This window comes from Janthinobacterium sp. FW305-128 (assembly GCF_020858135.1).
In the GTDB taxonomy this organism is placed as follows: domain Bacteria; phylum Pseudomonadota; class Gammaproteobacteria; order Burkholderiales; family Burkholderiaceae_D; genus Janthinobacterium.
Genome location: NZ_JACYMK010000001.1, coordinates 784131 through 805048 on the forward strand (window position 1 = coordinate 784131; position 20918 = coordinate 805048).

Here is a 20918-nt window from a genome sequence, read left to right on the forward strand (position 1 = left end):
CCATCACTTGTTATCGGGAGCACCGCCTTGAAAGAAATTGATATCCGTCCGGCCAATGAAGGCGATTTCGACGCCATGTGGCCGATCTTCCAGACCCTGGTCGCCGGCGGCGACACTTATACCTTCCCCGCCGGGACCACGCGCGAAGAGTGCCACGCCTACTGGTTCGGTCCCGGCGTGCAAAGCTTCGTCGCCGTGATGGGCAGCGAGCGCCTGCTGGGCATGTACAAGCTGGTGGCGAACCAGCCGGGCCATGGATCGCACGTGGCCAATGCCTCGTTCATGGTCGATCCCGCCGCGCAAGGCGTGGGCGTGGGCCGCCTGATGGGCGTGCACTGCATGGAAGAAGCGCGCCGCGCGGGCTACCTGGCGATGCAGTTCAACTTCGTCGTCAGCACCAACCTGGCCGCCGTCACCCTGTGGAAAAAGCTGGGTTTCACGGTGGTCGCCACCTTGCCGCTGGCCTACCGCCACGCGCAGCTGGGCTATGTCGACGCCTACGTGATGTACCAGCTGCTGACCGACCCGATGCAGTGGCCGGCATGAGCGGCGCCATGACAGAGCCGATTACCGTCATCGAGACGCCCCGTCTGCGCCTGCGCACCGCCACCCTGGACGATGCGGCCTTCTACATGGAGCTGGTCAACGACCCGTCGTGGATCGCCAACATCGGCCAGCGCAACATCGACACGCTGGAAGCGTCCCGCGCCGCGCTGGAGTCGGGACCGATGGCGCAGTTCCGCGAGCATGGCTATTCGCTGTACATCGTCGAGCGCCGCAGCGATGGCGCGCCCGTGGGCATGGCCGGTCTGGTGCGCCGCGACAGCCTGCCCGGCCCCGATATCGGCTACGCCATGCGTCCCGCCTACTGGGGCCAAGGCTATGCCTGGGAGGCGACGGCGGCCATCGTGCGGCATGCGCAGCACGTGCTGCGCCTGCCCACCCTGTACGGCATCACGTCGCTGCAGAACCAGGCGTCGATCAATCTGCTCAACAAGCTGGGGCTGCGCTTCGAGCGCTTTACGCGCATGCCGCCGTCGGGCAAGGATACGAATGTCTACCGCCGCGATTTTCGTTTGGATTGACGCGGCAAATCCGTATCGGAAAAGTGAAAAAAAGTATTTAGAAAGCCGCGTCTTTTGTAGTGGTGGCGCGCGGGCTTTGTTTTTATAGTTGGCATACCGGTGGAAAACCGCCGGACTATAAAAACTGGAGACTCGTGATGAAAATCGTTACTGCTATTGCATGGGGCGGCGTCATGTCCGCCGCCTGTGCATCGATGCCGGCGGCATCGGCGCAAAGCTGCTCGGTGCCCGTCCTCAAGGTGCTGGCGCAAAAAAGCCTGGGCCTGACCGTGATGGAAAAGACCCTGGCCGAGTATGAAAAGAAAAACGGCACCAAGGTGCAGATCAGCTATTTCGGCGAAAACGATCGCCGCTCCAAGGCCAGGCTCGACGCTTCCACCAAGGCCGGCTCCTACCAGATCTATTACATCGACGAAGCCAACGTGGCCGAATTCGCCACGGCCGGCTGGGTCGTTCCCCTGCTCAAATACCTGCCCAAGGACGCCGACTACGACGACTTCCTGCCGGGCCGCCGCGCCGTCGCTTCGTACAAGGGCGTGGCGTATTTCGCGCCCCTGATCGGCGGCAGCGACTTCCTGTTCTACCGCCGCGACCTGCTGGAAAAGGCCGGCATCGCCGTGCCGAAGACGCTCGACGAACTGGTCGCCGCCGTGAAAAAACTCAACAACCCGCCGAACGTGTACGGCTGGGCGGCGCGGGGCCAGCGCGGCTCGGGCATGAATGTGTGGCGCTGGGCGCCGTTCATGCTGGCCGCCGGCGGCAAGTGGGAAAACAATGGCGTGCCGGCCTTCAATTCGCCGCAGGCCGTGAAGGCCACCACCCTGTACCGCGAACTGTTCAAGTATTCGCCGCCGGGCGGCGCCACCTACGACTGGAGCAATGCGCTCGAAGCATTCAGGTCGGGCAAGGTGGCCTTCATGATCGAATCTACGCCGTTCGCCGACTGGATGGAAGACCCGAAAAAATCCTCGGTGGTCGACAAGGTGGGCTATGTGCGCCCGCCATCGCCGCTGCCATCGGCCGCGTATGGCCATGGCCTGGCCATCTCCGCCACGGGCGCGAAGGATGAATGCACGCGCCAGGCGGCCGGCAAGTTCATCGCCTGGGCCACGGGCAAGGAGCAGGAACAGGCGCGCCTGAAGGACAACGTCTTCAGCGACTACAACCGCAGCAGCACCATCGCCAGCGAGTACTTCCGCAAGCACGTCAAGCCGCAGATCCAGGCGGGCCTGACGGACACCACGCCCGTCTCGCGCGTCACCATCTGGCCCAGCCCCGAGTGGCCGGACATCGGCGACAACCTGGGCGTCGTGCTGGAAGAAGTGTTTACGGGCACGCGCGGCGACGTGCAGAGCGCGCTCGATGAGGCCAACGAGTACGCGACGGAAGTGATGCAGCGGGCCAGCAAGCGTAAATAAGCCCATATCGCCAACGACTCCACCAGCTAAAACCAGGGGTCAGACCCCGACGGGTCTGACCCCAGCTCTTGCTTTTGGGGTAACGCCAGCGCTTGTCCGTTCTCGTTTGAAAGCCATGACCATGCCGCACACCATCCGTAAAAAACGCCACACCTGGTTGCCGGCCGTGTTCCTGACGCTGCCGCTGCTGGTCCTGCTGATCCTGGGCCTGGTGCCCAGCATCGCCGCCATCAACCTGGCCCTGCAAAACCGCGTGCTGCGCTACAGCGACAGCGACTACGTCGGCTTCGCCAATTTCATCCGCCTGTTCGGCGACCGCCGCTTCCTCAATGCCGTGCAGGTATCGGCCATCTGGGAAGTGGTCACCGTGGCCGGCTCGCTGCTCGTCGGCGTGCTGCTGGCCGTGTTCCTGTTCGAGAAAGTCAAGGGACGCACGCGCGATCTTCTCGCGCTGCTCTTGATCGTGCCCGTGCTGCTGCCGCGCGTGTCGGCCGCCTTCATCTGGAAGTTCATGTATTCGCCGCTGATGGGCATCCTCAACTGGCTGCTCGAATGCGTGGGCCTCGGCGGCACGGCGCTGCTGTCGGACCCCGTCACGGCCCTGTATGCGGTGGCGCTGGTCGATATCTGGCAGTGGGGCCTGTTTTTTGGCGCCGTCATCCTGAAGCTGCTGGAAACCCTGCCCGCCGAACCGCTGGAAGCGGCGCGCCTCGATTACGCCAGCACGCTCCAGGTGTATGCCTACATCGCGCTGCCCATGCTGAAGGTGCCGATCATGAGCCTCGTGTTCATCAAGATGGTCGAGTCGCTGCGCTCGTTCGACCTGATCTACGTGATGACCAAGGGCGGCCCCGGCATCTCCACCGAAACGCTGGATATGTACGCGTATGCGCAAGGCATCGGCCTGATGGGCAAGGTGTCGTACGCGTCCAGCATGGCCGTGCTGATGATGCTGGCCACGACTGTCATCTTCACTTTACTCTGGAAGCGGGTCGCCAAATGGGAAAACTGACTCTGACGCGCGGCGCTGGCGCCGTCACCACCGCCGCCATCACCACCGTGATTATCCTGGTGGCGCTGTTTCCCATCCTGTGGGCCGTGCTCAATTCCTTCAAGGAGCTGATGGACATCGTCACGCCCGTGCCGCGCTTTTTCTTCAGCCCGACCCTGGCCAACTACCAGCAGGTGCTGGCCAGCCCCGAGGTACTCACGGGACTGGGCAACAGCGTGGCCATCGTCGGCGTGGCCGTGCTGTTGGGCGCCGTGCTCGGTGTGCCGGCCGCATATGCGATCGCCCGCTATCCGATTCCGGCGAAGAAGGATATCCAGTTCTTCCTGCTGTCCCTGCGCTTTTTGCCGCCCGTGGCCGTCGCCATTCCGCTGATCTCGATCTGGATCGACCTGGGCCTGTACGACTCGCGCCTGTCGATGGTGGTGACGTATCTGCTGGTGACTTTGTCGACCATCATCTGGCTGTCGATTCCCGCCTTTGCCCGCATTCCGAAGGAGATCGAGGAAGCGGCCGCGCTCGACGGCTACGGTCCTTACCAGGTGTTCTGGCACGTGGCCCTGCCGGTGGCCTCGAAGACCCTGATGGGCGGCATCGTCTTCAGCTTCGTGCTGGTCTGGAATGAACTGATGATCGCGCTGGCGCTCACCTCGTCGAAAAGCATGACCCTGCCCGTGGTGGCGTCGGCGTTTACCTCGATGGGCCAGGAAGTGCCGTGGGGCGTGGTGAACGCTTCCACCGTGCTGCTGGCGCTGCCGCCGCTGCTGTTCGTCGGCATCCTGGGACGGCTGCTCAACTCCATGCTCAAACATAAATAAGGAATTCATCATGCAAGCACTCGTACTGGAACAGGCGGAAAAAATCACCTTGCGCGACATCGACATGCCGCTCGTCGTCGGCCCGCGCGACGTGAAGATCAAGATTCATACTGTCGGCATCTGCGGCAGCGACGTGCATTACTTCAAGCACGGCAAGATCGGCCCCTTCGCCGTCGAAGCACCGATGGTGCTCGGCCACGAAGCGTCCGGCGTGGTCGCGGAAGTGGGGGATGAGGTGACGCATTTGAAAGCGGGCGACCGCGTCTGCATGGAGCCGGGCGTGCCGCAGTTCGACTCGCCGGCCACCATGCGCGGCCTGTACAACCTGGACCCGGCCGTGCGCTTCTGGGCCACGCCGCCCATCCACGGCTGCCTCACGCCGTACGTCGTGCATCCTGCCGCATTCACCTTCAAGCTGCCCGACAACGTCAGCTTCGGCGAAGGCGCCATCGTCGAGCCGCTGGCCATCGGCCTGCAGGCGGCCAAGAAGGCGGCCATCAAGCCGGGCGACGTGGCGGTGGTCATCGGTGCCGGCACCATTGGCGCGATGACTGCGCTGGCGGCGCTGGCGGGCGGCTGCTCGCGCGTGATCCTGGCCGACCTGGTGCCGGAAAAGCTGGCCCTGTTCGCCGATAACACGGCCGTGACCACGGTCGACGTGCGCCAGGCCAGCCTGGCCGACACGGTGCGCGTGCTGACGGATGGCTGGGGCGCCGACATCGTCTTCGAGGCCAGCGGCAGCATGCGCGCCTACGAGCACATCGTCGACCTGCTGTGCCCGAACGGCTGCCTGGTGCTGGTCGGCATGCCGCCGGATAAGGTGCCTTTCGATATCGTCGCCATCCAGGCCAAGGAAGTGCGCATCGAGTCGGTGTTCCGCTACGCGAACATCTTCCCGCGCGCCATCGCCTTGCTCGCCTCGGGCAAGATCGACGTGAAACCCTTCATTTCGCGCACCTTCGGCTTTGCCGACGGCGTGCAGGCGTTCGAGGAAGCGGCCCAGGGCCATCCGCGCGACGTCAAGATACAAATCGAACTGGCAGGAGACTGATCATGGCAAATATCGCCTGCAGGCAGCTGCACAAGACCTATGACCAGAAGACGGCCGTGCTGCAGCCGTTCGACCTGGAGATCGCCGACGGCGAATTCATCGTCCTGCTGGGGCCTTCGGGCTGCGGCAAGTCGACCCTGCTGCGCATGATCGCGGGCCTGGAAGACATCAGCGGCGGCGAGCTGTTGATCGGCGGGGCCATCGTCAACGATTTGCCGCCCCGCGCGCGCAACGTGGCGATGGTGTTCCAGAACTACGCGCTGTATCCGCACATGACGGTGTACGACAACATCGCCTTCGGCCTGCGCCGCCTGAAGGTGCCGAACGACGAGATCGAGCGCCGCGTGCGCGAGGTGGCGGCCATCCTCAGCCTGGACAGCCTGCTGGAACGCAAGCCGCGCGCCATGTCGGGCGGCCAGCAGCAGCGCACGGCGATTGCGCGCGCCATGATCAAGACGCCGCAGGTGTTCCTGTTCGACGAACCGCTGTCGAACCTGGATGCCAAGCTGCGCGCGCAGCTGCGCGCCGACATCAAGCGATTGCACCGGCGCCTGCGCACCACCACCCTGTACGTCACGCACGACCAGCTCGAGGCCATGACTCTGGCCGACCGGGTGGTGCTGATGAAGGGCGGGCATATCGAGCAGATCGGCACGCCGGCGGAACTGTACAACCATCCGCGCACCCTGTTCGCGGCTGGCTTCATCGGCACGCCGGCCATGAACTTTATCGACGGCATCGTCGAAAAAGACGGCGGGCAAACGGTGCTCGTGTGCGCCGGCTACCGCTGGCCATTGACGTCGCCCCGCTTCGCGGCGCTGCAGGCGGGTGCGCGCGTGGTCTTCGGCCTGCGCCCGAACCACTTGCGCGCGGCGCAAGCGCAGGCACAAACGCGGGAGCCGTCAGGCACGCATGGCCTGGCGTGCGTGATCGACCTGGTCGAGCTGCTGGGGGCCGAAGCGCTGATCAGCTTTCAGTGCGGCGCCTTGAGCCTGTCGGCCCTGCTGCCGGCGAATGCGGCCAACAGCGCGGCGCAGGTGGGGCAGACCCTGGCGCTGGCCTTCGACGAGGAGCACATGCACCTGTTCGACGCCGACAGCGGGCTGGCCGTGGCGGTCGGTACTCAGGTAAGTGGTTAGAATAGCTGGCAACGAGACCGCGCAAGGGAACTGCCGTGACGCCTGACCTGGAACTGATCCACAAACCGATCCACGAATCGTTTCGCGCGTGGGCGCACGGCTTTCCGCACACCGTGGCGAAATGGCATTTTCATCCCGAGTACGAACTGCACTTCATCATCACATCGAACGGCAAATTTTTTATCGGCGACCATATCGGCAGTTACGGGGCGGGCAATCTGATCCTGACAGGGCCGAACCTGCCGCATAACTGGGTCAGCGAACTGCCGGAAGGCGTGGTGCTGCCCGAGCGCGACCTGGTGCTGCAGTTTTCCAGCGATTTCATCGAACGTTGCGCGCTGCTGTTCCCGGAAATGGCGCCCCTGAAAAGCCTGCTGGGCGAGGCCGCCAGGGGCTTGCAATTTCCCGATGCGCTGGGCCTGCGCCTGGTGCCGCTGATGAAGGAATTGACGACGGCGCAGGGCTTGCGCCGGGTCGAACTGTTTACGCGTTTGTTCGGCGAGCTGTGCGAGTGCCGCGAGCGGCGGCCCCTGGCCAGCGTGACCTATCTGGCGCAGGCGGGCCGCTACATGTCGTCGACCATCAACCTGGTGCTGGCCTACATCAAGCAGAACATCACGCTCGATTTTTGCGAGCAGGACGTGGCCGACGTGGCGGAGATGAACACCTTGAAATTTACGCGCTTTTTTCGCAAGCATACGGGCACCTCGTTCATTCAATACGTGAACCAGGAGCGCATCGCGCTGGCCTGCGAGCTGCTGATGAACACGGACATGAAGGTCACCGATATCTGCTACCGCACGGGCTTCAACAACCTTTCCAATTTCAACCGCCAGTTTTTGGCCCACAAGCAGATGTCGCCGTCGAAGTTCCGCTCCTGCCTGCTGATGAACATGCCCGAGCCGTCCGGCGACGGCCATTCTTAACTCTCTTTTGGAATCAAATGACTTATCTCGGTATCGATATCGGCACTTCCGAAGTCAAGGCCATCCTCACCGATGACGCGCAGACCATCCTTGCCAGCGCTGGCGTGACCCTGCGCGTCTCCAGCCCCCATCCCGGCTGGTCGGAGCAGAATCCCGAAGACTGGTGGCATGCCACGCTGGACGTGATCGCCGCCATCCGCGCCGCGCAGCCGGTGGCGTTTTCCGGCTTGCGCGGCATCGCCCTGTCGGGCCAGATGCATGGCGCCACCCTGCTCGACAAGCAGCAGCACGTGCTGCGCGCGGCCATGCTGTGGAACGACACGCGCGCCTTTGCCGAATGCGTGGAACTCGAAGCGCTGGTGCCCGAGTCGCGCGCCATCACGGGCAACCAGGCCATGCCCGGTTTCACGGCGCCCAAGCTGCTGTGGCTGCAAAAGTACGAGCCATCGCTGTTCCGCGCCACGGCCAAGGTCCTGCTGCCCAAGGATTACGTGGCCCTGCGCCTGACGGGCGAGTATGTGTCCGACATGTCCGACGCTTCCGGCACCCTGTGGCTGGACGTGGCCAAACGCGACTGGTCCGAACGCATGCTGGCCGCCACGGGCCTCACGCGTGAGCACATGCCGCGCCTGGTCGAAGGCAGCCATGCCGCCGCGCAGGTGCGGCCCTCGCTGTGCCAGGAATGGGGCATTGCGCACGCGGTCGTGCTGGCCGGCGGCGCGGGCGACAACGCCGCGGCGGCTGTCGGCCTGGGCGTGGTGGAGCCGGGCGCCGGCCTGCTGTCGCTGGGGACTTCGGGCGTGCTGTTCGCCGGCAGCGACGGCTTCGCGCCCAATCCGGGCCAGGGCGTGCACGCGTTCTGCCATTGCCTGCCCGAGCGCTGGCACCAGATGAGCGTGATCCTCAGCGCCGCGTCCAGCCTCAGTTGGGTGGCGCGGCTGACGCAGTCGAACGACATCGGCGAATTGGTGACGCTGGCGGAAAACGTCGAGGCGCGCACGGCCCCCGTCTTCCTGCCGTATTTGAGCGGTGAGCGCACGCCGCACAACGACGCTTCCGCGCGCGGCGTGTTTTTCGGATTGTCGACGGAACACGGGCGCGCGGAACTGGCCTACAGCGTGATGGAAGGCGTGGCCTTTGCCATGGCCGACGGCAATGCGGCCCTGCGCAGCGCCGGCACGCATCTGAAGGAAGCGTCGTTCGTCGGCGGCGGCTCGCGCAGCCGCTTCTGGGCCCAGCTGTGCGCAAATGCCTCGAGCTTGCACGTGCTGCGCCACGATCACGGCGTGGCCGGCGGCACCCTGGGCGCGGCGCGCCTGGCGCAGATGGCGGCGACGGGCTTGCCGCCTGCGCAAGTGTGCACGCGCCCGGCCGTGCAGGAAACGGTGGCGCCGCAGGCCTCCGGTGTGCTGGACGAACGTCTGGCGCGCTACCGGCGTTTGTATCCGCTGTTGCGCGAAGAATTCGCGGGGGCGGCGGCGGCAACGCGCTGACGGGGCCGGCAAGATTGCCGGCCCGGCCATGCTGCGTCGATGGGAATATGGCCAGACAGTCAATCTTCCCGTGTAATTTGTTGTTTCTATGTTGAAAGTGTTTCTCTAGCGAAAGCGCCGCTTGGTTTTTCGCGGGGCGGGCCGCATGATTTCCCTGTTTGGTGGGAATTGGATAGATTTGGCGACGCCTTTGTTGCCATCCTGTTCTTGCCGCCGGGAGAAACATATGCAACTCGCGAATCTGAAAATCTCCGTCCGCCTGGGTCTGCTGGGCGCCTTCTTCTTTCTTGCGCTGGTGTTCGTCGGCGCACGCGGCTGGAGCGCGCTCGACGCGGCCAGCGCGCGCAGCAACGAAGCCATGCAGCGCTCCGTGGCACTGACGGAAGCCGTCGACGCGGCGCGCAGCGCGCAGGTGGAATTCAAGATCCAGGTGCAGGAATGGAAAAACATCCTGCTGCGCGGCGGCGACGCGGCCGCCTTCCAGCGCTACCGCGAAGCGTTCGTCGCCAGCGGCGCGCAGACGCGCAAGGAATTGAAAGGCCTGCAGGCCATGATGGAGGCATTGAAACTCGATACGGCGCCCGTCGAGCGTGCGCTGCAGGCGCACGATGCGCTGGGCGTGAGCTACCTGGCGGCGCTGCAAAAATTTGATGGCGCGCGCGCCGACAGCGCCCAGACGGTCGATGCGCTGGTCAAGGGCATGGACCGCGAACCGACGCGGCAGATTGACGCCATCGTCGCGGCCATCGGCAAGCAGTCGCACGGCCTGATGGCGCAGATGAAGGAGCAGGATGACGCCGCGCACCGCAGCGCCAGCATCGCCATGCTCGTCACCGTGCTGGTGACCCTGGTCGTCGGCAGCGTCACCGTGTGGTGGCTGATCCGCAGCATCACGGTACCGCTGGGCGCGGCCGTCGGCATCGCCCAGCAAGTGGCGGCCGGCGACCTGCGCGCCGTGGTGGCCGGCGGCAGCCGCGATGAAATCGGCGACCTGCTGCGTGCGCTGAAAGCGATGAGCGGCAACCTGGCCGCCATCGTCGGCAGGGTGCGCGTCGGCACGGACGCCATCGCCCTGGCGTCCGGTGAAATTGCCAGCGGCAATATGGACCTGTCGTCGCGCACGGAAGAACAAGCCAGTTCGCTGGAAGAAACGGCCGCCTCGATGATCGAGCTGACCACCACCGTGCGGCAGAATAACGACAACGCCGACCAGGCGCGCCAGCTGGCCGGCGGCGCGTCCGACGTGGCGCAGCGCGGCGGCGCGGCCGTGGCGCAGGTGGTGCAGACCATGAACCATATCAATGCCTCCTCGAAGCGCATCGTCGATATCATCGCCGTCATCGACGGCATCGCCTTCCAGACGAATATCCTGGCCCTGAATGCGGCCGTGGAAGCGGCGCGCGCGGGCGAGCAGGGACGCGGTTTCGCCGTCGTGGCCAGCGAAGTGCGCAGTCTGGCCCACCGCTCGGCCGCGGCGGCCATGGAAATCAAGCAGCTGATCGGCGAATCCGTGCGCACGGTGGAAGAGGGCAGCGTGCTGGCCGGCCAGGCCGGGCGCACGATGGATGAGGTGGTGAGCAGCGTGCAGCGCGTGAACGCCATCATCGGCGAGATCGCCGTGGCCAGCGTGGAACAGCGCGACGGCATCGAACAGATCAGCATCGCCATCAGCCAGATGGATGGCGTGACGCAGCAGAACGCGGCCCTGGTGGAGCAGGCCGCCGCCGCGGCGGACGCGCTGCAGCAGCAGGCGGCCAGCCTGGCCGACGCCGTCAGCATCTTCAAGCTGCACGGCACGCCCGGTGTGGCCGCATCGGCGGGCGCCGCCTTGGCGCGAAAGCTGTCGCTGGCCTGAGGCCGGCGTGCCCTGCGCCGCTTGATGCCAGTCAAGCGGCACCCGATCAGGCAAATATCGCGCCAAAATTCTTATACTATTTCCTTTCAGCATGTATCTGCGCCCGGCCGCATGGCGCGCGTTGCAAAGGAAAACCATGTTCCCTACGTTCCGCCTGCCGGGTGACGCATGACGGCGCTGCTGCTGGCGCTGTGCCTGACCCTGACCATGGTGCTCGCCGTGCTGCTGGCCTGCCAGTGGCGCGCGGCGCGCACGTGGCGCATGCGTCATGCGACCGGCGCGGTGCTGCAGGCGGCGCAGGCGCGGCGCATGGCGGAGGCGCTGGCGCTGCTGCACGCCTTGCCGGCGGCCGTCATCGGCACCGACCACGACGGCGTGGTGCAGTATCTGAATCCCCGCGCCAGCGCCATGGGCGGGCTGCTGGGCGACGCTGGCCTGGGCCAGCCCGTGACCGGGTTGCTGCCGCTGTTCCATGACGGCACGCCCATTGATGCGGCGCGCCAGGTGCGCGACTGCGTGGCGCGGCAGGAGGTGCTGGAAGTGGCGCGCGGCGCCGTGCTGCTGCGCCATCTCGACGGCAAGCGCATCGACGTGCAGTACAGCTGCGCGCCGCTGGCGCAGGGCGGCGCGGTGCTGCTGCTGCACGATGTGTCGGCCCGCAGGCGCGCCGAGCAGCAGCTGGAATTCATCGCCCACCACGATGGCTTGACGGGACTGCCGAACCGCCTGCATTTCCAGATCCGCTTCGAGCACGGCATCGCCTACGCGCGCCGCCACCAGGGTTTGCTGGCCGTGCTGTTTGTCGACATCGACCGTTTCAAATCCATCAACGACAGCCTGGGGCACGACGTGGGCGACCAGGTGCTGACGGAGTTCGCGCGCCGGGTGCAGCAGTGCGTGCGCAAGGTCGATACGGTGGCGCGCCAGGGCGGCGACGAATTCATCATCCTGCTGACGGAACTGCGCACGGCGCACGATGCCGAACGGGTGGCCGAAAAGATCGTCGCCGCCATCGCCGCGCCCTTCGTCATCGGCGAGTACAGCCTGTCGGTGGCGGCCAGCGTGGGCGTGGCCCTGTATCCGGACGACGACGACGACGTCAATGCGCTGATCGAAAAGGCCGACCTGGCCATGTATGCGGCCAAGCGCCACGCCCCCGGCACTTGCCAGCGCTATGCGCCGCGCATGCAGACGCAGTCGTATTCGCGCACCATCCTCGAGACGGCCCTGCGCCACGCGCTCGAACGCGATGAATTCGCCCTGTTCTACCAGCCGCGCATGGACTTGAAGACGCGCAGGATCACGGGCGTGAAGGCGCTGCTGCGCTGGAAGCACCCGGAACTGGGCTTGATGATGCCGCTCGACTTCTTGCCGGTGCTGGAGGAAAGCGCCTTGATCCTGCCGGTGGGCGCCTGGGTGCTGGCCACGGCCGTGGATCAGGCGCGCGGCTGGATTGCGCAGGGGCAGATGCTGACGGTGTCCGTCAGCCTGTCGGCGCGCCAGTTCTACCAGCGCGATATCGCGCGCAATTTCGCCGCCGCGCTGCAGGCGGCCGGCGTGCCGGGCCATTGCATCGAACTGGAAATCGCCGCCGGCATCTTGATCGACAGCAACCAGAACTGCGAGCTGATACTGCGCCAGTTCCGCCAGCTGGGCATGGCGATTGCCATCAGCGATTTCGGCACGGGCGACGCTTCGCTCACTTACCTGAAACGCTTTCCCACGGATGCCGTGAAGATCGAAAAGTGTTTCATCGACGACCTGGACAAGCCGGGCGGCGATGGCGCCATGGTGCGCGCCATCGTGGCGATGGCGCGCACGCTCGGACTGCGCACCATCGCCGGCGGCGTGGAAAGCGGCGAGCAGCTGGAACTGCTGGCCGAGATGGGCTGCGACGAGGCATTTGGCTATTTTCTCGGCCGCGCCATGGCGCCCGAGGGCATCGAGGTGCTGCTCAAGTCGCCTAGCCCGGCGTGACGGACAGCGCCGCCAGCAGCGCGGCGGCCAGCACGGCCGCGCCGCCGATCACGCGCGCCAGGCGCATGGCCTGGTGCGGCGCATACGGCAGCAGCCAGATCAGCAGCAAGCCGCAGCCCGTCAGGCTGCCGACCCAGTAGACGAGGCCATAGCCGCCGCCGGCGATGTGCATGGCCCAGGCCAGGCCGGCCGCCAGCGCCAGCCAGCCCGTCCACTGCAGGCGGCGGCGCAGCGGGGCGGGCGGTTCGGCGCCGCGCCCGTGCAGGTCGGCGTAGTGGCGGTCCATGGCCAGGCACAGCGAGGACAGGCCCGCGTAGCACAGCGCGAAGACGAGGAAATTGGCTAGCGGTTCCATCACGCGGCCTCCATCGTCGTCGGCGCCGGCTTGGCCGGTGCTGGTTTGGAGGCTTTCACGGGCAGCGGTTTCAATTTGAACGCCGCATACGCGAGACCCAGTCCCAGCACCAGCACCACCAGGTCGAAGGCGGCCACCGCCACGGGGCCGCGCCCCAGGAACAGGGTCACGCCCAGGTGCGAATGGGTGGTGAAGACGTTCAGCACGGGCAGCGCCGCGAGCAGGAAGGCGCCGGCGGCCAGCTGCATGCGCCACATGGCGCGCGACGGGCGCAGCTGGGCGATGATGGCGGCCAGGGCCCAGGCGCCGAAGAAGCAGGCGATTTCCTCTTTCGAGCGCTCCTCCATCGCCGCCGGCAGCAGGCGGTTGGCCCAGAAGTAGGCGCCGAAGGCGATCGGGATGCCGGCGATGGCGCCGATGTTGAGCGCTTCGACCAGGCGCAGGCCGAAGCTGGCGCGCTTGCCGGCGGCCAGCGCCTTGGCCTGCTTCTGGCGCGTCTTGACGGCCCACAGCAGGGCGCCCGTGGCGACCATGGCGCAGCCGGCCAGGCCGGAGAGGAAGAACAGGGCGCGCAGCAGCGGTCCGCCGAAATGCGCGACGTGCAGGCCGACCATCACGCCTTGCGTGGCGGCCGCGCCAGGCTGCGCCTCGCCGTCGGTCGACAGCAGCTTGCCGGACACGCCATCGAATTCCATCGACGGCTGCTTCGACGACATGTCGCGTCCGCCGGCGCGCGTCAGCGTGATGGTGGCGTTGGCGTCGCCCGGGTGATTGACGGAGATGCGTTCGACCTTGCCGCCCCAATGCTGTTCCGCCTGGCGCACGAGGGGCGCGATCGGCGTCAGCGGCGCGGCCACGCCGGCCGGCTTGCTGTCGCCCGAGCGGCCCGGGAAGGCTTCGGCGAAGAAGGCGTCCTGGTCGCCCTTGTAGGCGGCCGTGACGCCGGACGGCATGTACAGGAACATCAGGGTGACCAGGCCCGTGTAGGTGATCATGATGTGGTAGGGCAGGGCCAGCACTGCCGTCACGTTATGCGCGTCGAGCCATGAGCGCTGGCCCTTTTTCGGCCGGAAGGTAAACAGGTCCTTGAAGATGCGCTTGTGCGTGACGATGCCGCTGATGATGGAGACGAACATGAACATGGCGCAGAAACCCACGATCCAGCGGCCCCAGATGGCCGACATGTAGTGCAGGTCGAAATGCAGGCGGTAGAGGAATTCGCCGCCGCGCGTCTCGCGCGGCTTCGATAGCACCTGGCCCGTGGCCGGGTCGGCTTTTTCGCTATGAAAATTGCCGCGCCGTCCGCGTTTCTTTTCGCCCGGTTGCGACGGCTTGCTCCAGCCCAGCTGCGTGGCGGGGCTGCGCTCGCCGGGCAAGCTGATGAACCAGCGCGTGGCGCCTTCGGCCCGCTCTTCCATCGCCTGCTGCGCGACCTTGGCCGCTTCCTCGGTGCTCACTTCGCTGGCGGCGGCGCCGTGCAGCTCGGGCTGCATCCACAAGGTGATTTCATTGCGGTAGTAGCTGGCGGTGCCGGCGCAAAACACCAGCAGCAAGATCCAGCAGACGAGCAGGCCGGACCAGGTGTGCAGCCATGCCATCGACTGGCGGAAACCTTCTTTCATGCGAGACTCCAGGATAGTGCGCCCATCGACTGCAGGATGGCGGCGATGACGGCGGCCGGAATCAGGAGACCCAGCCACGCGCGCAGGGCGCTGCGCGTGGCGAAGACCCACATCACGGCGCAGGTGTAGATGGCAAACGACAGCAGGGTGGCCGTCATGACGGCTTCGGAACGGGCCATGGGCAGGCTCACCGACAGCAGCATGGTGACCAGTGCGGCCAGCACGTAGCCGCCAGCGATGGCGGCCACGCTGCGCGACGCCACGCCGAGGCGGTACACGACCCCGGCGGAGAGCCGCAGGCGCGGCATTTTAATGATGGCAGGCGCTTGCATGGTCAGTCGTGATCCTTGCTCGGCGGCTGGGCTGGGCCGGCCGGCAGCGGCGTCACGCCTTGCGGCTGCACCAGGCTCAGGGTGGTCACGAACATGGCCTTGTCATACGCTTGCGCGCCGCGCTGTCCGGCCGTCTTGTCCGTGTGCTGCACTTCCAGCACATACGTGCCTTGCCATGGCAGCGGGAAGCTGACCAGGCCTTGCGCATCGCTCCACGCTTCCTTGCCCCAGCCCGACTGCACCACGGCGTTGACCTTGGCCTGCGCCAGCGGCTTGCCCTGGTAGCTGACCTGGAACTGGCCCGGCGTGCCGGTCGGCACCAGGTCCAGGGTCAGCGCGGGTGCTTGCGCCTTGCCGTCGGCGATCAGGCGCGCGGCCGGCACCCACACGGTGCGCGTGGTCTTGCCATCCTTTTTCTCTTCCCATGACGGGTAGGCGTTTTCCTCGACGATGATACTTTCGCCGGCGCCCACCTTGCCATTGAGGAGGAAGGCGCCCGCCGTCTTGCTCGCCTGCAGCGGCTGCGCGCCCTTGGCCGACAGCCACGTCACGTTCTTGATGCTGAACTTGTCCAGCAGACCGGGCGACGCTTCGCGCAGGTTGTCGCCGAATTCGCCGAAGTACACGCTGGCCGCCTTGCCGTCCTGCTGCAGCCAGATCTGGTGCGCGCTGGCGCTGCCGCAGGCGAGGGCCGCGCCCAGCAGGGCGGTGGCGAGGGCGCCGGGGCGCGCGATGGAAGCGATGTGCATGGTGTATCCCTTATCTTGCTTATCTTGTTATGTGAGTGGAAAAAGCGGCCGGCGCTGCATCAGTACTGGTAGCGCAGGTTCAGCGCCACGTTGCGCGGCTCGCCGTAATAGCCGCCGTTATAGAAGCCCACGCGGCGGAAATACGTCTTGTCGAACAGGTTGTTGACGTTCAGGCTGGCCGACAGTTTCGGGCTGATCTGGTAGCGCGCCATCAGGTTGGCCAGCACGTAGCTGCCCTGGCTGACGCGGATCTTGCTCTTGTTCGGCAGGGTGGCCATCGTCCAGATCTCGCTCTGCCAGTTCAAGCCGCCGCCGATGGTGAGATTTTGCAGCTCGCCCGGCAGGCGGTAGGTGGTCGAGACGCGCAGCATGTTGGTCGGCTGGATGGTGTTGGTCACCACGCCCTTGCCCGTCTTCGAGCTGCTGTGCGTGTAGCCTGCGAACAGCTGCCAGCCGCGCAAGGGGCTGCCCGACACTTCTGCTTCGTAACCTTTGCTTTTCGTGCCCTTGCCCGTCGATATATACGGACGGCTGCCATCCGGCAGCACGAAGGTCGGCGGCACCGACTTGTCTTCCTCGCCCAGATTGTCCTGCTTCGCTTCATACACGGCGAACGAGGCATTGACGGCGCCGTCGAGGAATTCGCTCTTCACGCCCGCTTCCACGTTGCTGCCCGTGATCGGGTCGAGGAAGGCGTTGTTCTTGTCCTTCAGGTTTTGCGGCTTGAACAGGTCGGTATAGCTGGCGTACAGCGACGTGCTCTTGCTCACGTCGAGCACCAGGCCCGCATACGGCGTGACGACATCGTCCGTTTTATACGCGGAGCTGCGCTTCACAAAACGGCCCCCGGTGTCGTAACGGTCGTTATACGTTTCCCACTTCGACACGCGCGCGCCGGCCAGCACCTTGACGCTGTCGGCGACGTTGATGCGCGTGGCGATGAAGGCGCCCGACTGTTTGGTGGTGGCGACGTCGCGCGCGCCCGTGCGCGTGAGCGCCGGCTCGGGCACGTCGCCCGTCCAGTTGCGGAAGTCGGGGATGGTGGTGGCGAACGGCAGCGGATCGGGCAGCAAGGTTTCATTCGTCGTGCCCTTTCGCTTCCAGCCGTTCACGCCCAGCACCAGGTCGTGCCGGCGGCCGAACAGGGGGAAGCTGCCATTGGCCGACAGGTCGAAATTGTCCTGCTTTTCCTCGTAGGGGAAGGCGCCGCTCCAGACTTCCAGGCCGCTGCCGTCGCGTTTCGGATAGCCGCTGCCGCCGTAGAACAGCTTGCCGTTCGAGGAGCTGTCCAGGCGCCCGTAGGCGGCCTTGAGCTTCCAGTCGCTGGCGAAGCGGTGCTCGAGGTAGACGTACTTGTTCTGAAACTCGCGTTCCCAGCTGCTCCACTTGGCCGCCATATTGAACGAGCGGGGCATGTTGGCCGGCGTGCCGTCCGCGAAGAACAGGGGCGTGGTGCCCCAGCTCGTGCCTTTCGGCGTGTTCTTTTGATAGTCGATGCCGGCCGTGAGCAACGTTGCCGGCGTCAGGTCCGCCTCGACGATGACGGCGCCCGCCAGCTTGCGTTCCTTGTACAGGTCCATGTAGGAATGGCGGTTCTGGCCGGCCACCACGACTCTTCCGCGGATGCTGCCGTCCGCATTTAGCGGCGCGCCGATGTCGCCTTCGAGCCGGACCTTGCTCCACGAACCCAGCGTCAGGCCGGCCGAGGCGGCGAACTCCTTGCCGGGACGCTTGTGCAGCATGTTGATGGTGGCCGACGGGTCGCCATTGCCGCTGACCAGGCCCGTCGCGCCGCGCACGATTTCGATGCGGTCGTAGATGGCCGTGTCGAACAACGCATTGGAGCCCGAATTGACGGCCACGCCATCGATCTGGTAATTGCCGATGGAAAAGCCGCGCGCGGAAAAGCTCGTGCGTTCGCTGTCGTTTTCCTGCACCGTCACGCCCGTCGACTGCACCAGCACCTCGGCCAGGCTGTTCAAGCCCATGTCGTCCATGCGCTGGCGCGTCACCACGGAAATCGATTGCGGCGTTTCGCGCATCGACAGGCCCATGCGCGTGGCCGTGGCCATTTCCCTTGTCGTGTAGGAACCCGTATGCTCGGTCGATGCCTTGTCTTGCTGGGCTTGCACCTTGATTTCGCTCAGGGTGGCTTCCTCCGGCTTGGCGCTCGTATCGGCGGCCAGCGCCGTGCCTGCGCCCAGGGCCGCCGCCAGCAATGCCGCCTGCACGGCGGCGGCCAGCGGACGCAGGGCGGTATTGCCAACGGTTGGGGAAAACGGGCCGGCCACCATGCCGGCCAGCGAAACTGCTCGCGCCATGAAACATCCTTCTTCTCGCATGCCCGCCGTCGGACGGCGGGCGTTTTTGGTAGGGGAGGCTTGCTTGGCGGTGTGGCCTGGCTGGCGCAGCGTGTCATCCAGCCATATGGCAGTCAGGCGACTGCGTGCAGACTCTGGCGAGTCCAAATGTGAATGAGAACTATTCTTATTATAGTGCGGGGTTGTGAGACATGCAAGAGTGCGATGTTGTAAACGCGCACGGCCGCCCGGTACTGGGGGCGGCCGTGGCGCGCGATGCTGGCTGCGCGGGCGCTTACAGCGCCGGCGTGTAGCGCACGGTGAGGATGATGTTGCGCGGTTCGCCGAAGTAATTACCACGGCGCAATTCACCCGTGGCGGCCCAGTAGGTCTTGTCCGTTACATTGGCGATGCTGAGGCTGGCGCTCCAGTGGCGGTTGAAAATATACGCGGCGCGCGCATCCCACACCGTGCGCCCGCCATTGCGGAAACGCACGTCGGGATTGTCGTCGGCCCGGTAGACATAACCGCTTTGCGCCGAGACGCCGCCGCCCACCGTCCAGTGGTTCCACGCGCCGGGCAGGCGGTAGCTGGTCGACACGCGCAGCATGTGCTTGGGCGTGACGGTGGGCGGCGTTTCGTCGCCTTCGCCGCGCGCGATATTGTAGGTGTAGCCGGACGACAGCTGCCAGCCCGGCAGCACTTCGCCGCTGGCGTCCGCGTCGATGCCCGTGCTGCGGATGGGGCGGCCATTGCGGTAGCAGCTGCCCGTGACGTCCCACTTCAGGCAATCGTCGTTGCTGGCCTCGTCGTACACGGCCGTGTCGCGCTTGTCGATGCGGAAAGCGGCCAGCGCCACGTTCAGGCGGCCGTCGTACAGCTCGCCCTTCACGCCCGCTTCATAGGTGTCGCCGACGACGGGTTTCAACGGTTGTCCGCCCAGCGTGTAGTACAGGCTCTGCGGCTGGAAGATGCTGGCGTAGCTGCCGTACACGGACCAGCGCTTGTCGAGGTCGAGCACCAGGCCCGCGTACGGCGTGAATTCGCGGCTTTCCTTGTAACGGCTGACGGGGTCGGTCTCCAGCTTGCCCGTGGTCTGCTTGTCGAACCAGCTCAGGCGGCCGCCCAGCAGCAGATGCAGGTCAGGCCGCAGTTCCCAGCGCGTGCTGGCGTAGGCGCCGTAGTGCTGCTCGTTCAGGTGCGGCAGCGCGTCCCAGGCCGGATGCGGGGGACGGGCAAGCAGCGTATTGTTTGGATGGAAGACGTCGAAGGGCAGGCCGGGCGAGGTCGAGGCCGCATGATCGTCGGTGACGGCGCGCGAGGCATTCATGCCCAGCAGTACCTCATGCCTGCCGCCCCAGGCCTGGAAGCTGCCGCCCACGTTGGCGTCCACGCCCGTGGTGACGATATCCTGCTTGCGGTAATTGACCGTGTACAGGCGCGCCCCTTGCTGCGTGGCGGGGGCTATGCTGCCGCGCACGATGGCCGCCTGCTGGTCGAAGGCCCCATACGTGCGGTTGAGGGCAACTTTGGCCTTCCAGTCGCCGCCAAAACGGTGTTCGAGGTCGGCGAACAGTTCGCCGATGGTGGCGTCGTGGCGGTTCCAGTCCTGCGCCAGCGACGTCGAGCGCCGCACGGGCAAGGTCGCGCCGTCGCTGTAGCGGGGCAGGCCGAACAGCCAGTAGCCGTCCGTCACCGTGTGCTGGCGGCGCGCGCCGGCGCGCACGGTGGTGGCGGCGTCGAGATCCGCCTCGACGATGCCGTAGAACAATGGCATGCGGCTGTGCGCCGCGTCATAAAAGTAATCGCGCTCTTCATAGGCCACCAGCGCGCGCCCGCGCACGGTGCCGGCCGCGTTCAGGGGCGCGCCTGCGTCGAGCTCCACGCGGCGCTGCTGCCAGCTGCCCACGGTGGCCGTCACATCCGCGTGCGCTTCGGCGCGGGGGCGCTTGCGCACCAGGTTGGCGACGCCGCCCGGCGTGCCGGCGCCGACGATCAGGCCGGCCGAACCGCGCAGGATTTCGACGCGGTCATACACGGCCATGTCGGGGATCAGCCATCCCGTGGCATTGTCGGAAATGCCGGGCATGCCATCGATCAGGTAAGACAGGGCATTGCCGCGCGACAGGAATTCATGCGAGCCGAAGCTGCGGTTCATGCGCGTCAGGCCCGTGCTTTGCTCCAGCACCTGGTCCAAGGTGAACAGGTTCTTGTCATCCATCTGCTGGCGCGTGACCACTGACACCGATTGCGGCGTGTCGCGCAGCGCGCGTTCCGTGCCCGCCAGGGTCACGGCGCGCGTCGTGTAGGCGCCCGTGCCTTCGCTGGTGGCCGTGCGCTCGCCATTGGCCGTCACGGTGATTTCCGACAGGGTCGCCGTTTCGCCCGTGGCCTTGGGCGCCGCCTTGATGATGACGGCATTGCCGTCGATCGACGCCTGCAGCCCGCTGCCGGCCAGCAGACGATCGAGGCCGTTGCGCACGCTGAGCGTGGCGTTGATGGCGGGCGCCGTCTTGCCGGCCACCAGGTCGGGCGAAAACAGCAGTTGCAGATTGGCTTGCCGCGCCAGTTCATTCAGGGCTTGCCCCAGCGGCTGGGCGGCGATGGACAGTTTGACGGTGGGCAAAGTTTGCGCCTGTGCGGCGCTGAGCGTGCCCAGGGCCAGCATGGCGGCCAGGGCGAGGGGGGCAGGTTGCAGATTGAAGCGGGGGGACCACATGCGGCATTCTCCAGGTTACTTGTTGTCGATACACCTGGTAGACGCGGCAGTGGATAAAATCCTCACCTGC

The 20918-nt window shown here is 65.9% G+C and carries 17 protein-coding genes; 11 read left to right on the forward strand and 6 right to left on the reverse strand.

Translation table 11 applies throughout. The features are described 5' to 3' along the window. Window positions 1-27: 27 nt before the first annotated feature. From IGS60_RS03570 to IGS60_RS03620, 11 genes are all read left to right on the forward strand, one after another. Window positions 28-546, forward strand: a complete 519-nt coding sequence (locus IGS60_RS03570) for a GNAT family N-acetyltransferase (RefSeq protein WP_070221881.1) — start codon at window positions 28-30, stop codon at window positions 544-546. 8 nt (window positions 547-554) lie between these two features. Continuing rightward, window positions 555-1085: a GNAT family N-acetyltransferase gene (locus tag IGS60_RS03575; protein WP_230502425.1), complete on the forward strand. Its 531-nt coding sequence runs from the start codon at window positions 555-557 to the stop codon at window positions 1083-1085. 137 nt (window positions 1086-1222) lie between these two features. After that, window positions 1223-2503 carry a sugar ABC transporter substrate-binding protein gene (locus tag IGS60_RS03580; RefSeq protein ID WP_070312831.1) on the forward strand — a complete coding sequence of 427 codons (1281 nt, stop codon included), beginning with the start codon at window positions 1223-1225 and terminating at the stop codon, window positions 2501-2503. A 115-nt stretch (window positions 2504-2618) separates the two neighbouring features. Then, complete coding sequence (locus IGS60_RS03585) at window positions 2619-3515, forward strand: carbohydrate ABC transporter permease (protein WP_230502427.1); 897 nt, start codon at window positions 2619-2621, stop codon at window positions 3513-3515. Next, on the forward strand, window positions 3503-4330 hold the full coding sequence (locus IGS60_RS03590) for a carbohydrate ABC transporter permease (protein ID WP_230502429.1): 828 nt from the start codon (window positions 3503-3505) through the stop codon (window positions 4328-4330). Before IGS60_RS03585 ends, IGS60_RS03590 begins: the two co-directional genes overlap by 13 nt. A gap of 10 nt (window positions 4331-4340) precedes the next feature. Further along, window positions 4341-5381 (forward strand): NAD(P)-dependent alcohol dehydrogenase, encoded by a 1041-nt coding sequence (locus IGS60_RS03595; RefSeq protein WP_230502431.1) that lies wholly within the window; start codon window positions 4341-4343, stop codon window positions 5379-5381. Between the two features lie 2 nt (window positions 5382-5383). Beyond that, window positions 5384-6520 carry an ABC transporter ATP-binding protein gene (locus IGS60_RS03600; RefSeq protein ID WP_230502433.1) on the forward strand — a complete coding sequence of 379 codons (1137 nt, stop codon included), beginning with the start codon at window positions 5384-5386 and terminating at the stop codon, window positions 6518-6520. A 35-nt stretch (window positions 6521-6555) separates the two neighbouring features. Further along, window positions 6556-7446: an AraC family transcriptional regulator gene (locus tag IGS60_RS03605; protein ID WP_070289188.1), complete on the forward strand. Its 891-nt coding sequence runs from the start codon at window positions 6556-6558 to the stop codon at window positions 7444-7446. Between the two features lie 17 nt (window positions 7447-7463). Continuing rightward, window positions 7464-8939, forward strand: a complete 1476-nt coding sequence (gene xylB / locus IGS60_RS03610) for a xylulokinase (protein ID WP_230502435.1) — start codon at window positions 7464-7466, stop codon at window positions 8937-8939. A 226-nt stretch (window positions 8940-9165) separates the two neighbouring features. Then, window positions 9166-10794: a methyl-accepting chemotaxis protein gene (locus IGS60_RS03615; protein ID WP_230502437.1), complete on the forward strand. Its 1629-nt coding sequence runs from the start codon at window positions 9166-9168 to the stop codon at window positions 10792-10794. Window positions 10795-10962: 168 nt separating this feature from the next. Beyond that, the gene (locus tag IGS60_RS03620) at window positions 10963-12771 is read left to right on the forward strand and encodes an EAL domain-containing protein (RefSeq protein ID WP_230502438.1); all 1809 of its coding nucleotides are present in this window, start codon (window positions 10963-10965) and stop codon (window positions 12769-12771) included. Here IGS60_RS03620 and IGS60_RS03625 read toward each other — a convergent pair. The 6 genes from IGS60_RS03625 to IGS60_RS03650 all read right to left on the reverse strand — a co-directional run bounded on the left by IGS60_RS03625 (window position 12758) and on the right by IGS60_RS03650 (window position 20848). Beyond that, window positions 12758-13126, reverse strand: a complete 369-nt coding sequence (locus IGS60_RS03625; protein WP_230502691.1) for a DUF3325 domain-containing protein — start codon at window positions 13124-13126, stop codon at window positions 12758-12760. The genes IGS60_RS03620 and IGS60_RS03625 overlap by 14 nt on opposite strands. Beyond that, window positions 13126-14748, reverse strand: a complete 1623-nt coding sequence (locus IGS60_RS03630) for a PepSY domain-containing protein (RefSeq protein ID WP_230502440.1) — start codon at window positions 14746-14748, stop codon at window positions 13126-13128. The genes IGS60_RS03625 and IGS60_RS03630 overlap by 1 nt, the downstream gene beginning before the upstream one ends. Continuing rightward, complete coding sequence (locus tag IGS60_RS03635; RefSeq protein ID WP_230502443.1) at window positions 14745-15080, reverse strand: DUF3649 domain-containing protein; 336 nt, start codon at window positions 15078-15080, stop codon at window positions 14745-14747. The genes IGS60_RS03630 and IGS60_RS03635 overlap by 4 nt, the downstream gene beginning before the upstream one ends. 2 nt (window positions 15081-15082) lie before the next feature. Then, on the reverse strand, window positions 15083-15829 hold the full coding sequence (locus IGS60_RS03640) for a DUF4198 domain-containing protein (protein ID WP_099409562.1): 747 nt from the start codon (window positions 15827-15829) through the stop codon (window positions 15083-15085). Between the two features lie 59 nt (window positions 15830-15888). Next, on the reverse strand, window positions 15889-18150 hold the full coding sequence (locus IGS60_RS03645; protein WP_230502445.1) for a TonB-dependent siderophore receptor: 2262 nt from the start codon (window positions 18148-18150) through the stop codon (window positions 15889-15891). 274 nt (window positions 18151-18424) lie between these two features. After that, a complete protein-coding gene (locus tag IGS60_RS03650; RefSeq protein ID WP_230502446.1) occupies window positions 18425-20848 on the reverse strand; it encodes a TonB-dependent receptor in 2424 nt (807 codons plus the stop codon). Window positions 20849-20918: the final 70 nt, after the last annotated feature.

Excerpts from the sequence above, each read along its gene's own strand:
- IGS60_RS03615 (WP_230502437.1), top strand. The coding sequence starts at position 9,166 with ATGCAACTCGCGAATCTGAAAATCTCCGTCCGCCTGGGTCTGCTGGGC.
- IGS60_RS03595 (WP_230502431.1), top strand. The coding sequence starts at position 4,341 with ATGCAAGCACTCGTACTGGAACAGGCGGAAAAAATCACCTTGCGCGAC.
- IGS60_RS03650 (WP_230502446.1), bottom strand. The coding sequence starts at position 20,848 with ATGTGGTCCCCCCGCTTCAATCTGCAACCTGCCCCCCTCGCCCTGGCC.
- IGS60_RS03640 (WP_099409562.1), bottom strand. The coding sequence starts at position 15,829 with ATGCACATCGCTTCCATCGCGCGCCCCGGCGCCCTCGCCACCGCCCTG.
- IGS60_RS03625 (WP_230502691.1), bottom strand. The coding sequence starts at position 13,126 with ATGGAACCGCTAGCCAATTTCCTCGTCTTCGCGCTGTGCTACGCGGGC.
- IGS60_RS03630 (WP_230502440.1), bottom strand. The coding sequence starts at position 14,748 with ATGAAAGAAGGTTTCCGCCAGTCGATGGCATGGCTGCACACCTGGTCC.
- IGS60_RS03620 (WP_230502438.1), top strand. The coding sequence starts at position 10,963 with ATGACGGCGCTGCTGCTGGCGCTGTGCCTGACCCTGACCATGGTGCTC.
- IGS60_RS03580 (WP_070312831.1), top strand. The coding sequence starts at position 1,223 with ATGAAAATCGTTACTGCTATTGCATGGGGCGGCGTCATGTCCGCCGCC.
- xylB (WP_230502435.1), top strand. The coding sequence starts at position 7,464 with ATGACTTATCTCGGTATCGATATCGGCACTTCCGAAGTCAAGGCCATC.
- IGS60_RS03635 (WP_230502443.1), bottom strand. The coding sequence starts at position 15,080 with ATGCAAGCGCCTGCCATCATTAAAATGCCGCGCCTGCGGCTCTCCGCC.
- IGS60_RS03590 (WP_230502429.1), top strand. The coding sequence starts at position 3,503 with ATGGGAAAACTGACTCTGACGCGCGGCGCTGGCGCCGTCACCACCGCC.
- IGS60_RS03575 (WP_230502425.1), top strand. The coding sequence starts at position 555 with ATGACAGAGCCGATTACCGTCATCGAGACGCCCCGTCTGCGCCTGCGC.
- IGS60_RS03585 (WP_230502427.1), top strand. The coding sequence starts at position 2,619 with ATGACCATGCCGCACACCATCCGTAAAAAACGCCACACCTGGTTGCCG.
- IGS60_RS03645 (WP_230502445.1), bottom strand. The coding sequence starts at position 18,150 with ATGGCGCGAGCAGTTTCGCTGGCCGGCATGGTGGCCGGCCCGTTTTCC.
- IGS60_RS03600 (WP_230502433.1), top strand. The coding sequence starts at position 5,384 with ATGGCAAATATCGCCTGCAGGCAGCTGCACAAGACCTATGACCAGAAG.